The sequence below is a fragment of the Pseudomonas sp. H11T01 genome, from assembly GCF_048515765.1.
Lineage (GTDB): Bacteria > Pseudomonadota > Gammaproteobacteria > Pseudomonadales > Pseudomonadaceae > Aquipseudomonas.
The window spans coordinates 90385-103744 of the sequence record NZ_JBLYED010000019.1; the positions used below are offsets into that span (position 1 = coordinate 90385).

At 58.8% G+C, this 13360-nt stretch carries 11 protein-coding genes and 1 pseudogene; 7 read left to right on the forward strand and 5 right to left on the reverse strand.

Annotation, left to right across the window (positions count from 1 at the left end; genetic code table 11):
- Positions 1 to 24: 24 nt before the first annotated feature.
- The 3 genes from ACN1C3_RS23435 (at position 25) to cysN (ending at position 3910) form a co-directional block, all read left to right on the forward strand.
- Positions 25 to 783, forward strand: a complete 759-nt coding sequence (locus ACN1C3_RS23435) for a Nif3-like dinuclear metal center hexameric protein (RefSeq protein WP_419118124.1) — start codon at positions 25 to 27, stop codon at positions 781 to 783.
- Between the two features lie 301 nt (positions 784 to 1084).
- Entirely contained in the window at positions 1085 to 2002 is a 918-nt protein-coding gene (gene cysD, locus ACN1C3_RS23440) for a sulfate adenylyltransferase subunit CysD (protein ID WP_419118125.1), read from the forward strand.
- Positions 2003 to 2011: 9 nt separating this feature from the next.
- Entirely contained in the window at positions 2012 to 3910 is a 1899-nt protein-coding gene (cysN, locus tag ACN1C3_RS23445) for a sulfate adenylyltransferase subunit CysN (protein WP_419118126.1), read from the forward strand.
- A 127-nt stretch (positions 3911 to 4037) separates the two neighbouring features.
- Here the strand turns inward: cysN and ACN1C3_RS23450 are convergent, their stop codons facing one another.
- From ACN1C3_RS23450 to ACN1C3_RS23460, 3 genes and pseudogenes are all read right to left on the reverse strand, one after another.
- A complete protein-coding gene (locus ACN1C3_RS23450; RefSeq protein WP_419118127.1) occupies positions 4038 to 4955 on the reverse strand; it encodes an acyltransferase in 918 nt (305 codons plus the stop codon).
- Positions 4956 to 7055: a phosphate acetyltransferase gene (gene pta / locus ACN1C3_RS23455; protein ID WP_419118128.1), complete on the reverse strand. Its 2100-nt coding sequence runs from the start codon at positions 7053 to 7055 to the stop codon at positions 4956 to 4958.
- Between the two features lie 58 nt (positions 7056 to 7113).
- Positions 7114 to 7453 (reverse strand): annotated as a pseudogene (locus tag ACN1C3_RS23460) (DUF3565 domain-containing protein).
- Here ACN1C3_RS23460 and ACN1C3_RS23465 point away from each other — a divergent pair.
- The 3 genes from ACN1C3_RS23465 to ACN1C3_RS23475 all read left to right on the forward strand — a co-directional run bounded on the left by ACN1C3_RS23465 (position 7422) and on the right by ACN1C3_RS23475 (position 9904).
- Positions 7422 to 7907, forward strand: a complete 486-nt coding sequence (locus ACN1C3_RS23465; protein WP_419118129.1) for an FKBP-type peptidyl-prolyl cis-trans isomerase — start codon at positions 7422 to 7424, stop codon at positions 7905 to 7907. The pseudogene ACN1C3_RS23460 and the gene ACN1C3_RS23465 overlap by 32 nt on opposite strands.
- Before the next feature lie 134 nt (positions 7908 to 8041).
- Positions 8042 to 8524 (forward strand): glutathione peroxidase, encoded by a 483-nt coding sequence (locus ACN1C3_RS23470; RefSeq protein ID WP_419118130.1) that lies wholly within the window; start codon positions 8042 to 8044, stop codon positions 8522 to 8524.
- Between the two features lie 276 nt (positions 8525 to 8800).
- Entirely contained in the window at positions 8801 to 9904 is a 1104-nt protein-coding gene (locus ACN1C3_RS23475; protein WP_419118131.1) for an NADH:flavin oxidoreductase, read from the forward strand.
- Positions 9905 to 10030: 126 nt separating this feature from the next.
- On the opposite strand, the gene ACN1C3_RS23480 is transcribed toward ACN1C3_RS23475, so the two are convergent.
- The gene (locus ACN1C3_RS23480; RefSeq protein WP_419118132.1) at positions 10031 to 11230 is read right to left on the reverse strand and encodes a glycosyltransferase family 4 protein; all 1200 of its coding nucleotides are present in this window, start codon (positions 11228 to 11230) and stop codon (positions 10031 to 10033) included.
- A gap of 12 nt (positions 11231 to 11242) precedes the next feature.
- Positions 11243 to 12028, reverse strand: a complete 786-nt coding sequence (cysZ, locus tag ACN1C3_RS23485) for a sulfate transporter CysZ (RefSeq protein WP_419118133.1) — start codon at positions 12026 to 12028, stop codon at positions 11243 to 11245.
- A 304-nt stretch (positions 12029 to 12332) separates the two neighbouring features.
- Between cysZ and trxB the strand changes: the two genes are divergently transcribed.
- Entirely contained in the window at positions 12333 to 13295 is a 963-nt protein-coding gene (gene trxB, locus ACN1C3_RS23490) for a thioredoxin-disulfide reductase (protein WP_419118134.1), read from the forward strand.
- Positions 13296 to 13360 lie beyond the last annotated feature (65 nt).

Here is a 13360-nt window from a genome sequence, read left to right on the forward strand (position 1 = left end):
GAACGGGATATTTAGGAGTCTTTTATGGCCGTTGCCCTGAGCACACTGGTAGAAGAAGCGGACCGTTATCTCAACAGTTCGCGGATTGCCGATTACTGCCCCAACGGCTTGCAGGTTGAAGGCCGGCCTCAGGTCATGCGCATCGTCAGCGGCGTCACCGCCAGCCAGGCGTTGCTGGACGCAGCGGTGGAGGCCAAGGCTGATCTGGTGCTGGTGCATCACGGTTACTTCTGGAAAGGCGAGAATCCGTGCGTTACCGGGATGAAGCAGCGTCGGCTGAAAACCTTGCTCAAGCACGACATCAGCCTGCTGGCGTACCACCTGCCACTGGACTTGCATCCCGAAGTCGGCAACAACGTGCAGCTGGCGCGCCAATTGGATATCACTGTCGAAGGTCCGCTGGACTCCAATGACCTCAAGGTAGTCGGCCTGGTGGGGTCATTGAGCGAACCCATGACACCGCGCGACTTTGCCCGTCGTGTACAGGAAGTGATGGGGCGCGAGCCACTGCTGATTGAAGGCAGCGAGATGATCCGTCGTGTCGGCTGGTGCACGGGTGGCGGCCAGGGCTATATCGACCAGGCCGTGTTAGCAGGTGTCGATCTGTACCTGAGCGGTGAAGCCTCGGAGCAAACCTTCCATAGCGCCCGGGAAAATGACATCAGTTTCATCGCCGCCGGTCACCACGCCACCGAGCGTTATGGTGTGCAGGCGCTGGGGGATTACCTGGCGCGGCGCTTTGCCCTCGAGCACATCTTTATTGATTGCCCGAATCCGATTTAAAGATCAGCCGGTGCACTGACGCAAAACCCGTAGCAGCTGCCGCCAGGCTGCGTCCGGCCGTGAAGCGGTCGTAGAATGCAGAACGCGGCGTATCAGATTGACGCAGTCGGATGGATTACGACCGCTGCGCGGCCGGACGCAGGCTTCGCCAGCTGCTACGGTCCCGGCACCCAAACGCGGGGGTATATTCATATACCGTTTCGATCTATTTGGGCCCCTCAATAGAAGAGGATGCTGTGCTAGCATGCCTCGCTCGAACACGGCCCGCTGGCCGTCCATAAGATCGTTTTCGTGAGTAGCCATGGTCGACAAACTGACGCATCTGAAACAGCTGGAGGCCGAAAGCATCCACATCATCCGCGAGGTCGCCGCCGAGTTCGATAACCCGGTGATGCTGTACTCCGTCGGTAAAGATTCCGCCGTGATGCTGCACCTTGCGCGTAAGGCATTCTTCCCCGGCAAACTTCCGTTTCCGGTGATGCACGTCGACACCCAGTGGAAGTTCAAGGAAATGTACGCGTTCCGCGACCGCATGGTCGAAGAGCTCGGCCTGGACCTGCTGGTACACGTCAACCCCGAGGGCGTTGCGCAGGGTATCAACCCGCTGACCCACGGCAGTGCCAAGCACACCGACATCATGAAGACCGAAGGCCTCAAACAGGCCCTCGACAAATACGGCTTCGACGCTGCGTTCGGTGGCGCCCGTCGCGACGAAGAGAAGTCTCGTGCCAAAGAGCGCGTGTATTCCTTCCGTGACAACAAGCACCGCTGGGACCCGAAAAACCAGCGCCCCGAGTTGTGGAACGTCTACAACGGCAACGTCAACAAAGGCGAGTCGATCCGGGTATTCCCGCTGTCGAACTGGACCGAGCTGGACATCTGGCAGTACATCTACCTTGAAGGCATCCCGATCGTGCCGCTGTACTTCGCTGCCGAGCGCGATGTCATCGAGATGAACGGCACCTGGATCATGATCGACGACGAGCGTCTGCTCAATCATCTAAGCGATGAAGACAAGGCGCGCATCGTCAAGAAGAAAGTCCGCTTCCGCACACTTGGCGACTACCCGTTGACGGGCGCGGTCGAGTCCGAGGCCACCAGCCTTACCGACATCATTCAGGAAATGCTCCTGACGCGAACTTCCGAACGCCAGGGCCGGGTCATCGATCACGATGGCGCCGGTTCCATGGAAGAAAAGAAACGTCAGGGCTATTTCTAAGGGGTTGTCATGTCGCATCAATCTGAATTGATCAGCGAGGACATCCTCGCCTATCTGGGCCAGCACGAACGCAAGGAAATGCTGCGCTTTCTCACCTGTGGCAACGTCGATGACGGTAAGAGCACCCTGATCGGGCGCCTGCTGCACGACTCCAAGATGATCTACGAAGATCATCTGGAAGCCATCACCCGCGATTCGAAGAAAGTCGGCACCACGGGCGATGATATCGACCTGGCGTTGCTGGTTGACGGCTTGCAGGCCGAGCGCGAGCAGGGCATCACCATCGATGTCGCCTACCGCTACTTCTCGACCGCCAAGCGCAAATTCATCATCGCCGATACCCCTGGCCATGAGCAGTACACCCGTAACATGGCCACCGGCGCATCGACTTGCGACCTGGCGATCATTCTGGTGGACGCCCGCTACGGCGTGCAGACCCAGACCCGTCGTCACAGCTTTATCGCCTCGCTGCTGGGCATCAAGCACATCGTCGTCGCCATCAACAAGATGGACCTCAACGGTTTCGATGAAAACGTGTTCGAGTCGATCAAGGCCGATTACCTGAAATTCGCCGAAGGCATTGCGTTCAAGCCGAGCACCATGGCATTCGTTCCGATGTCGGCGCTCAAGGGCGACAACGTGGTGAACAAGAGCGAGCGCTCGCCTTGGTACACCGGTCAGTCGCTGATGGAGATTCTCGAAACCGTCGAAATCGCCAACGACCGCAACTACACCGACTTGCGTTTCCCGGTGCAGTACGTCAACCGTCCGAACCTGAACTTCCGGGGTTTCGCCGGTACTCTGGCCAGCGGCATCGTGCACAAAGGCGATGAAGTCGTGGTGCTGCCGTCGGGCAAGAGCAGCCGCGTCAAATCCATCGTCACCTTCGACGGTGAGCTGGAACACGCAGGTCCAGGCCAGGCAGTGACGCTGACCATTGAAGACGAGATCGATATCTCCCGTGGCGACTTGCTGGTGCATGCCGACAATGTGCCGCAAGTGACCGACGCCTTCGACGCCATGTTGGTGTGGATGGCTGAAGAACCGATGCTGCCGGGCAAGAAATACGACATCAAGCGCGCGACCACCTACGTGCCGGGTTCGATCACCAGCATCGTCCATCGCGTCGATGTGAACACCTTGGCTGAAGGTCCTGCCAGCGCGTTGCAGCTGAACGAGATCGGTCGGGTCAAGATCAGCCTCGATGCTGCTATCGCACTGGACGGTTACGACAGCAACCGCACCACCGGTTCGTTCATCGTCATCGACCGTTTGACCAATGGCACTGTCGCGGCGGGCATGATCATCGCCCAGCCTTTGGCTCACGACAGCGTTACTCACCACGGCAAGCTGGCACACGTTGCGACTGAAGAACGCGCACAGCGTTTTGGCCAGCAACCGGCTACCGTGCTGTTCAGCGGTTTGTCCGGCGCGGGCAAAAGCACTCTGGCTTATGCGGTTGAACGCAAGTTGTTCGACATGGGCCGTGCAGTGTTCGTACTCGACGGCCAGAACCTGCGTCATGACCTGAACAAAGGTCTGCCGAGTGATCGTTCCGGGCGTACCGAGAACTGGCGTCGTGCGGCTCATGTCGCGCGTCAGTTCAACGAAGCAGGTCTGTTGACTTTGGCAGCCTTCGTTGCGCCGAGTGCCGAAGGTCGTGAGCAGGCCAGGGACCTGATCGGCAAGGAGCGTCTGCTGACGGTCTACGTCCAGGCCTCGCCGACGGTCTGCGCCGAACGTGATCCGCAAGGTTTGTACGCAGCGGGCGGGGACAACATCCCTGGCGACTCCTTCCCGTACGACGTGCCGCTGAACGCCGACCTTGTGGTCGACACCCAGTCGCTGTCGCTGGAAGAAAGCGTCAAGCAAGTGCTGGAGCTGCTGCGTAAGCGCGGCGCGATCTAAGCGTTAGCTGCAAATAAAAAGCCCGCCGTTGAGTGATCAACGGCGGGCTTTTTTGTGTTCACCGAACCAGTGAACGACGATATTCAAATGTGGGAGCGGGCTTGCTCCCACATTCAGAACTGCGTCGTCAGTGCGTTTTATGTTCGGCTGGATACTCCCGATGCATCTGCGCCAGCAATGCATCCTTGTTTTCCCACAACACATTGATCCACTGCTGAAACTCCAGGCGGTATTTATCATCCTGGTCGTAGTTTTTACCGATGAATTGCGGTGGAATCCGTAATTCCTCGAAATGCACCACAACGTTGTTCACCTTGCCGCACAGCAAATCCCAATAACCCGGCCGTCCGGACGGGTAGTGGATGGTGACGTTGACGATCGACTCCAGCTGTTCGCCCATGGCATCCAGGACAAAAGCGATGCCGCCGGCCTTGGGCTTGAGCAGGTAGCGGAATGGTGAATTTTGCTGCGCGTGTTTGCCTTTGGTGAAGCGCGTGCCTTCGACGAAGTTGAAAATCCCGACAGGATTATTGCGAAACTTCGCGCAGGTCTTGCGGGTGGTTTCCAGGTCTTTGCCTTTCTTCTCCGGGTACTTGGCCAGGTAGGCCTTTGAGTAACGCTTCATGAACGGGAAACCCAGCGCCCACCAGGCCAGACCGATCACCGGGAGCCAGATCAGCTCCTGCTTGAGGAAGAACTTCAGCGGACGGATACGCCGGTTGAGCACGTATTGCAGCACCATGATGTCGACCCAGCTCTGGTGGTTGCTGGTGATCAGGTACGAGTGCTGATAGTCCAGGCCTTCAAGGCCGCTGAGGTGCCAGCGAGTCCGGCGCAACAGGTTCATCCAGGCTTTGTTGTTGCTGATCCAGGCTTCGTGGATGTGGCCCATTAGCCAGTCGGTGAAGCGTTGGGCGGTCGGGAATGGCAGTAGCAGTTTGAAGATCGCCACGATAAATAGCGGGGTACAGCAGACGATAGTGTTCAGCGCCAACAACAGCGAGGCGACCACGCCGCGCATGGGTGCAGGTAGAAAATCCAGCATTTAAAGATCCATAGGTCGGTTGGCGGCTTGAATCGCAGTCAGGGCGATGGTGTAAACAATGTCGTCAACTTGTGCACCGCGCGGCAGGTCGTTCACCGGTTTGCGCAGGCCTTGCAGCATCGGTCCGAGGCTGACGCAATCGGCGCTGCGCTGCACCGCCTTATGAGTGGTGTTACCGGTGTTCAGATCCGGGAACACGAACACCGTGGCACGGCCTGCGACCTGGCTGTTGGGCGCCAGTTGCCGGGCGACGATTTCGTTGGCGGCCGCGTCGTATTGCAGCGGGCCGTCGATCAGCAGCGAATTTTGCTGTTCGTGGGCGAGGAGTGTAGCTTCGCGGACCTTCTCGACTTCTTCGCCGCTGGCCGATTCACCGCTGGAGTAGCTGATCATCGCCACCCGCGGGGTGATGCCGAATGCCGCCGCCGAATCGGCGCTTTGCAAGGCGATTTCGGCCAGTTCGGTGGCGCTTGGGTGCGGGTTCATCACACAGTCGCCGTAGACCAGCACCTGCTCCGGGAACAGCATGAAAAACACCGATGAAACCAGGGTGCAGCCCGGTGCGGTCTTGATCAGTTGCAGGGCCGGGCGGATGGTGTTGGCGGTGGAGTGAATGACCCCGGAGACCAGGCCATCAACTTCGTCCAGCGCCAGCATCATGGTGCCGATTACCACGGTGTCTTCCAGTTGTTGCTCGGCCATCGGCGCGTTAAGGCTTTTGGTTTTGCGCAGGGCTACCATCGGTTCGACATAGCGTCCGCGAATCAGGTCAGGATCGAGAATCTCCAGGCCTTCCGGTAACTCGATGCCTTGGGCGCGTGCCACCGCTTGCACATCGTCGGGCTTGGCCAGCAGTACGCAGCGGGCAATGCCGCGGGCCTGGCAGATGGCCGCGGCCTGCACGGTCAGAGGGTCGCTGCCTTCTGGTAGAACAATGCGCTTGTTGGCGGCCTGGGCGCGCTGGATCAATTGATAACGGAACACCGCCGGGGTCAGGCGCATTTCCCGTGGCGTGCCGCAGCGTTGATGCAGCCATTTCGCATCCAGGTGGCTGGCAACGAAATCGGTGATGATTTCCGCGCGCTCGCGGTCATCGATCGGGATTTCCTTGTTCAAGCCGTTCAACTGATTGGCGGTGTCGTAGGAACCGGTGCTCACCGACAACACTGGCAGGCCTGCCTGCAAGGCACCACGGCACAGATCCATGATGCGCGGATCGGGCAGGGTGTCGCTGGTTAGCAACAGGCCGGCCAGCGGCACGCCGTTCATGGCCGCGAGGCTGACGGCGAGGATGATGTCGTCGCGATCACCGGGGGTCACCACCAGCACGCCGGGCTTGAGCAACTCGACCGTGTTGCGAACGGTCCGGGCGCAGATGATGATTTTGGTCATGCGCCGGGTTTCGTAGTCGCCGGCGTTGAGTACCTGAGCGCCCATCAGATCGGCCACATCGCGGGTGCGCGGCGCGTTCAGTTCCGGTTGAAACGGGATGCAGCCGAGCAGACGGAAGTCACCACTGCGCAGTAACGGGGAGTGCTCCTTCAGGCGCGAGGCGAAGGCTTCCATGCTTTCGTCGGTCTTGACCTTGTTGAGGATCACGCCCAGCACTTTCGGGTCTTTCGGCCCGCCGAACAATTGCGCCTGCAATTCCACCCGGCCGGACAGTTCAGTCAGTACTTCGTTTTCCGGTGCCGAGACCAGAATCACGTCGGCATCGAGGCTTTTGGCCAAATGCAGATTGACCCGCGCCGCATAACTGGCGCTACGGGTCGGGACCATGCCTTCGACAATCAGCACGTCTTTGCCGATGGCCGCTTCTTGGTACAAAGTAATAATTTCTTCCAGCAGCTCATCCAGCTGGCCATCGCCGAGCATCCGCTCGACGTGGGCCAGGCCCAACGGCTGAGGCGGTTTCAAACCGTGGGTGCGGGCCACCAGCTCGGTGGAGCGCTCAGGTCCGGTGTCGCCGGGGTGCGGCTGGGCAATGGGTTTGAAAAAGCCGACTTTCAGCCCGGCTCGCTCAAGGGTACGCACCAGCCCGAGGCTGATGGAGGTCAGACCCACACCAAAATCGGTGGGCGCGATAAAAAAAGTTTGCATGCGAGATTCTCAGAATGTGCGCAAGGGTGACGGCTTATGGCTGGCCCTCTACCGGATATCAATCCCTAAGGTTATCGCTAACCGAGCCTTGAGCACACCAACCGCAGTCAAAGGGCTGGCCTATTTTTTTCTGACGTTGCGCAGGATCTGTCACCCAGGCCCGGGATTGCCACGGTGGCTGGTGGCGCAGGTGCTGGGTATGGCCGCAGGAAAGCTCGGCAATCCAGTGTCCGTCTTCATCTTGACGAAAGCCGGTGATCGTCGAGCCTTTCGAAGCGACCCGTCCGTCCGGGTTCTGTTCGCTTTCGGGCGTTTGCTTCGCTAAACTTGACCATTCATCATTCTTTTGCAAAAGGTCTCGCCCCCATGCTGATCGCCGCCAATAAGGCTGTCTCCATCGACTATACCCTGACCAACGACGCTGGTGAGGTCATCGACAGCTCTGCCGGCGGCGCGCCGCTGGTCTACCTGCAAGGCGCAGGTAACATTATCCCGGGCCTGGAAAAGGCTCTGGAAGGCAAAACAGTCGGTGACGAACTGACTGTTTCCGTAGAACCTGAAGATGCCTACGGCGAATACGCTGCAGAACTGGTCAGCACCCTGAGCCGCAGCATGTTCGAAGGCGTCGACGAACTGGAAGTGGGCATGCAGTTCCACGCATCCGCTCCGGACGGCCAAATGCAGATCGTCACCATCCGTGATCTGGACGGCGACGACGTTACCGTCGACGGCAACCACCCGTTGGCTGGCCAGCGTTTGACCTTCCAGGTCAAAATCGTTGATATCCGCGACGCCAGTCAGGAAGAAATCGCTCATGGCCACGTCCATGGCGAAGGTGGCCATCACCACTGATTTTCTGCGCTAAGCTCAGATAGCTGGAAAGGCGCCCAAGGGCGCCTTTTTAGTCCGCGGCTGTTTCTGACTGCAGAGCGGTTTTGCTGTCGAGTGCCTGTTTCGAGAACAACACGGGAAATTTGGAGTTCGTCATGAGTGCTTTTCACGACCTGAAATTGAAAGCTCTGGATGGCCAGGACCTACCTCTCGCGCCCTTCAAAGGGCATGTCGTGCTGGTGGTCAATGTCGCCTCAAAATGTGGTTTGACGCCGCAATATAAAGAACTTGAAGCGCTTTATCAGCGCTACAAGGATCAAGGCTTCAGTGTGCTGGGTTTGCCGTGCAATCAATTTGCCGGGCAGGAACCTGGTACTGAGCAGGAGATCCAGGAGTTCTGCAGCCTCAACTATGGCGTGACGTTTCCATTGTCCAGCAAGCTGGAAGTGAACGGTCATGATCGCCATCAGTTGTATCGCCTGCTGGCGGGCGAGGGTGCGGAGTTCCCGGGTGACATCACCTGGAATTTCGAGAAATTCCTGCTGGGTAAAGACGGACGTGTTCTGGCGCGCTTCTCGCCACGTACCACGCCCGATGATCCGGCAGTTGTACAGGCAATCGAGAAAGCCCTGAGCTGAAACTCAGATCAAGATCAAAAGATCGTCCGAACGCGGCCCGAACCTTCGGCAGCTCCTACGTGCCTGTGGACACCGCCGCAGGCTGCGATCTTTTGACTTTCTCCTGGCGCATACACCTCTCACCTCCCTGACTTTTAAGCCTTAATCACCGCAATCAATAGTGCTATTCAATCCACCGCAGTCTCAATATTATGCCTGTCATAAAGCGTTGGTTCGCACGTCGCCTGTGCACCAAAGTTGTCATCCCTTCGAGCCCCTTTCCCTGTGGAGTGCCGCATGCCTGTTCAAGCCTTGTTTAAACCGTTTCAGCTCGGGACCCTGGAGCTGCCGACCCGTGTAGTGATGGCGCCGATGACCCGTTCGTTTTCTCCGGGTGGCGTGCCGAATTCGAAAGTGATCGAGTACTACCGTCGTCGTGCCGCTGCTGGCGTAGGCCTGATCATCACTGAGGGCACCACCGTCGCTCACAAGGCTTCCAACGGTTACCCCAACGTTCCGCATTTCTATGGCGAAGCGGCGCTGGCCGGCTGGAAGAAAGTCGTCGATGCGGTGCACGCTGAAGGCGGCAAGATCGTTCCGCAGCTGTGGCATGTCGGTAGCGTTCGGCGGATCGGCACCGAGCCGGACGCCAGTGTGCCGGGCTATGGCCCATCGGAAAAACTCAAGGACGGTCAGGTCGTCGTTCACGGCATGACCCAGCAAGATATCCAGGAGGTCATTGCCGCCTTCGCCCAGGCCGCCAAAGACGCTCAGAGCATCGGTATGGACGGTGTAGAGATTCACGGTGCCCACGGTTATCTGGTGGACCAGTTCTTTTGGGAAGGCAGCAACCAGCGCACTGACGAGTACGGTGGCAGCCTGGCCAATCGTTCACGTTTCGCCATCGAGCTGATCCAGTCCGTGCGCGCTACGGTCGGCCCGGGTTTCCCGATCATTTTTCGCTTTTCCCAGTGGAAGCAGCAGGATTACACCGCGCGCCTGGTACACACCTCGCAAGCCTTGGGTGAGTTCCTCCAGCCGCTGTCCGACGCCGGTGTGGATATCTTCCATTGCTCGACGCGACGTTTCTGGGAGCCTGAGTTCGACGGTTCCGAGCTGAACCTGGCCGGCTGGACCCGCAAGCTCACGGGCAAACCGACCATCACGGTAGGCAGCGTTGGCCTGGATGGCGAATTCCTGCAGTTCATGGTCAACACCGACAAAGTCGCGCAACCGGCCAGCCTGGAAAAACTGCTGGAGCGTCTGAACAACGATGAGTTCGATCTGGTGGCCGTCGGCCGAGCGCTGTTGGTCGACCCGGACTGGGCGTTGAAGGTCCGCGAAGGCCGCGAACAGGACATCCTGCCGTTCAGCCGTGATGCGTTGATGAGTCTGGTTTAAGCGGTTACTGCACTGACGCCATCGCGAGCAGGCTCGCTCCCACAGGTGACCGGGTTCTTTCAGAGAAATACGGTTGAATGTGGGAGCGAGCCTGCTCGCGATGGCTGGCTAAAAAACACCGAAGATTCAGGACAAGGTCGGTGCATTCGGCGCTACCTGCTCCCCAACACAAGCCCCACGCAATTGACCTTCAAACTGCTCAATGACCGCTGCCCAGCCTTGTCGGCTGGCATGCTGGCGGGCATTGAGTCGTACCCGACGCAGGCTTTCCCGCTCCTCCAGCAACCAACACGCGGCATCGCAGAACGCGTCTTCGTCGCCGGGCATGGCCAATACGCCGTTGTAACCATGGCGAATGTGCTGGGCCGCCGCCGCTTGATCGTAAGCCACCACGCCCAATCCGGACGCCAGGGCTTCGAGTACCACGTTGCCGAAAGTCTCGGTCAAGCTCGGAAACAGAAACAGATCCCCCGACGCATAGTGGCTGGCCAACGCTTCCCCGCGCAGTGAGCCGCAGAAAATCCCTTCCGGCAATTCCTTCTCCAGTGCTGCGCGTTGCGGCCCATCACCGACCACGATCAATTTCATCCGTCGCTGTGGATAAGTTGTCTGCAAGGTCGTAAAGGTACGCTTGAGCAATCCGAGGTTTTTCTCCGACGCGAGGCGTCCTACGTGGATGACGGCAATATCATCCTCATCCAGGCCCCAGGTTTCTCTCAATGCGTTCAGGCGCTTGGCCGGGTGAAACAGCTGGCTGTCCACGCCACGAGAAAGCAACGCCAGGCGTTCGAAGTGCCGACGTTCCAGCTCCATGCGCTGGCTGGCGCTGGGCACCAGAGTCAATTTTGAACGGTTATGAAACCAGCGCAGATAATGGGTCAGCAACCGGGTCAACAGGCTCAGGCCGTACTGGTTGGAGTACTGCTGGAAATTGGTATGAAAGCCACTGACTACCGAGATGCCCAAGCGTCGAGCGGCCCGCAGTGCAGACAAGCCCAGTGGACCTTCGGTGGCGATGTACAGCACATCGGGACGCTGGCGCTTCCAGCGGCGCAGCAATTTGTGCATCGAGGAATGCCCCCATTGCAGGCCGGGGTAGCCGGGTAGCGGCCAACCTCGACAGAGCAGCAGGTGCTCGTCATTCGGTCGGCTTTGGTCGCTGCCCTGACGCGGTCGGATCAGTTCGACCTGATGCCCACGCGCGCGCAATCCATCGTAAAAGCGGCCAAGGGTATTGGCCACGCCGTTGATTTCCGGAGGGAAGGTTTCGGTAATCAGGGTAATACGCAGAGCTGTCGTCATGACCTCAGTGTCGGCTGAGGCCATGTCGTCATTGTGTCATCGCGATGATGGATTTGTGACAGTGGGTGAACCTTGCTTGGCCACCAGGTTTTCCGCCCCGCGCTCACGCACCCAGAACAGCGTCGCACCGGCCACCGCCGCCGGCATCATCAGGATGTTGACCACCGGAATCAGCAGCACCAGATAAACACTCCCGCCAAAGCTCAGGCTCTGCCAGCGCTTTGCGCGCAGCCAGGCGAGCATTTCGTTCCAGCCCAGTTTGTGGTTATCCGCCGGGTAGTCGATGTATTGGATCGCCATCATCCACACCCCGAACAGCAGCCACAGCGGCGCGGCGATCAGGTTGACCATGGGGATGAACGAGAGGATGAACAGGCCAATGGCCCGCGGCAGGAAATAACCGAGTTTGCGCATTTCTCGGCCGAAGGTGCGCGGGACCATGGCGATCAACTCGCCCCAACTGAACGTCGGGAAGTCGTCGGTGCCGCGCACCACCACTTCGACTTTCTCCGCGAGAAAACCGTTGAATGGCGCGGCAATGACGTTGGCCAGCATGGTGAAGGTGAAAAACACCATCAGCACCACCAATACGACGAACAGCGGCCAGAGTATGTAGCTGAGAAAACTCAGCCAATCCGGCAGTGATGGCATCAAGGTATCAACCCATTGGCTGAACTGATGGCCGGCCAGGTAGATCAATCCGACGAACAGCACCAGGTTGATCGCCAGCGGCAACAGGACGAACAAACGCAGGCCTGGGCTGAGCACCAGCTTCAGGCCTTCGCGCAGGTATTGCGGGCCAGACAGAACGGGGGCGGGCATAACGTGTTCCTTGCGATGAGAAAACTCGCCGACCTTAACGGCTTTGCCCTACAGGCGAAAGCGCAGTAATGACGTCGACATTAACTGTAACAAAGGCGTCCTTAAATCAGCCTCACAGGGATAGAGACCGCCTATGAGCTGGATTGTTAATCCGTATTTCCTTAATCTTCGCCTCCTCGATACGCTGCACCCATATTTTCAGGGCTGTCTCGCTTCCCCAAGTGATTTGGCAGTCCTTTTTTATTCCAGCCGGTATTCCGGCATTCCGCGCCAGATGCCCAGGGCCGGTCAATAGGAGTGAGTCATGTCTGATGTACGTCATTCGCGAGTGATTATTCTCGGTTCCGGCCCTGCCGGTTACAGCGCTGCGGTCTATGCCGCTCGCGCCAACCTCAAGCCGCTGCTGATCACCGGCATGCAGGCCGGCGGCCAGCTGACCACCACCACCGAAGTCGACAACTGGCCGGGCGATGTCCATGACCTGACCGGCCCGGCGCTGATGGACCGCATGAAAGCTCATGCCGAGCGCTTTGAAACCGAAATCGTGTTCGACCACATCAACGCCGTCGACTTTGCGGCCAAGCCTTACACCCTGACCGGTGATAGCGGCACTTACACCTGCGACGCGCTGATCATCGCCACCGGCGCCAGTGCCCGTTACCTGGGTCTGCCTTCGGAAGAAGCCTTCATGGGTAAAGGCGTTTCGGCCTGCGCTACCTGCGATGGTTTCTTCTACCGCAACCGTGAAGTTGCAGTAGTCGGTGGCGGCAACACCGCTGTTGAGGAAGCACTGTACCTGGCCAACATTGCCAGCAAAGTCACGCTGATCCACCGTCGCGAAACCTTCCGCGCCGAGAAGATCCTGATCGACAAGCTGCACGCTCGGGTTGCCGAGGGCAAGATCGTCCTCAAGCTGAACTCGACCCTCGACGAAGTGCTGGGCGACAATATGGGTGTGACCGGTGCACGCCTGAAGAACAACGATGGCAGCTTCGACGAGCTGAAAGTCGACGGCGTGTTCATCGCCATCGGCCACACGCCGAACACCTCGTTGTTCGAAGGCCAGCTGACATTGAAAGACGGCTATCTGGTAGTTCAAAGCGGCAGTGAAGGCAACGCCACCGCGACCAGCCTCGAGGGTATCTTTGCGGCGGGTGACGTGGCTGACCACGTTTACCGTCAGGCGATCACCTCGGCGGGTGCTGGCTGCATGGCTGCACTGGACGCAGAGCGTTATCTGGACGATCTGCAGAACGCTAAGTTCTGAGTCTGATGGAATAAAAAACCGGCGAAAGCCGGTTTTTTTATGCGCGCGATATCACGGGCGATGAA

Bases quoted from the DNA above. Each gene is read 5' to 3' on its own strand.
- ACN1C3_RS23435 (WP_419118124.1), top strand. From the start codon at position 25: ATGGCCGTTGCCCTGAGCACACTGGTAGAAGAAGCGGACCGTTATCTC.
- cysD (WP_419118125.1), top strand. From the start codon at position 1,085: ATGGTCGACAAACTGACGCATCTGAAACAGCTGGAGGCCGAAAGCATC.
- cysN (WP_419118126.1), top strand. From the start codon at position 2,012: ATGTCGCATCAATCTGAATTGATCAGCGAGGACATCCTCGCCTATCTG.
- ACN1C3_RS23450 (WP_419118127.1), bottom strand. From the start codon at position 4,955: ATGCTGGATTTTCTACCTGCACCCATGCGCGGCGTGGTCGCCTCGCTG.
- pta (WP_419118128.1), bottom strand. From the start codon at position 7,055: ATGCAAACTTTTTTTATCGCGCCCACCGATTTTGGTGTGGGTCTGACC.
- ACN1C3_RS23465 (WP_419118129.1), top strand. From the start codon at position 7,422: ATGCTGATCGCCGCCAATAAGGCTGTCTCCATCGACTATACCCTGACC.
- ACN1C3_RS23470 (WP_419118130.1), top strand. From the start codon at position 8,042: ATGAGTGCTTTTCACGACCTGAAATTGAAAGCTCTGGATGGCCAGGAC.
- ACN1C3_RS23475 (WP_419118131.1), top strand. From the start codon at position 8,801: ATGCCTGTTCAAGCCTTGTTTAAACCGTTTCAGCTCGGGACCCTGGAG.
- ACN1C3_RS23480 (WP_419118132.1), bottom strand. From the start codon at position 11,230: ATGGCCTCAGCCGACACTGAGGTCATGACGACAGCTCTGCGTATTACC.
- cysZ (WP_419118133.1), bottom strand. From the start codon at position 12,028: ATGCCCGCCCCCGTTCTGTCTGGCCCGCAATACCTGCGCGAAGGCCTG.
- trxB (WP_419118134.1), top strand. From the start codon at position 12,333: ATGTCTGATGTACGTCATTCGCGAGTGATTATTCTCGGTTCCGGCCCT.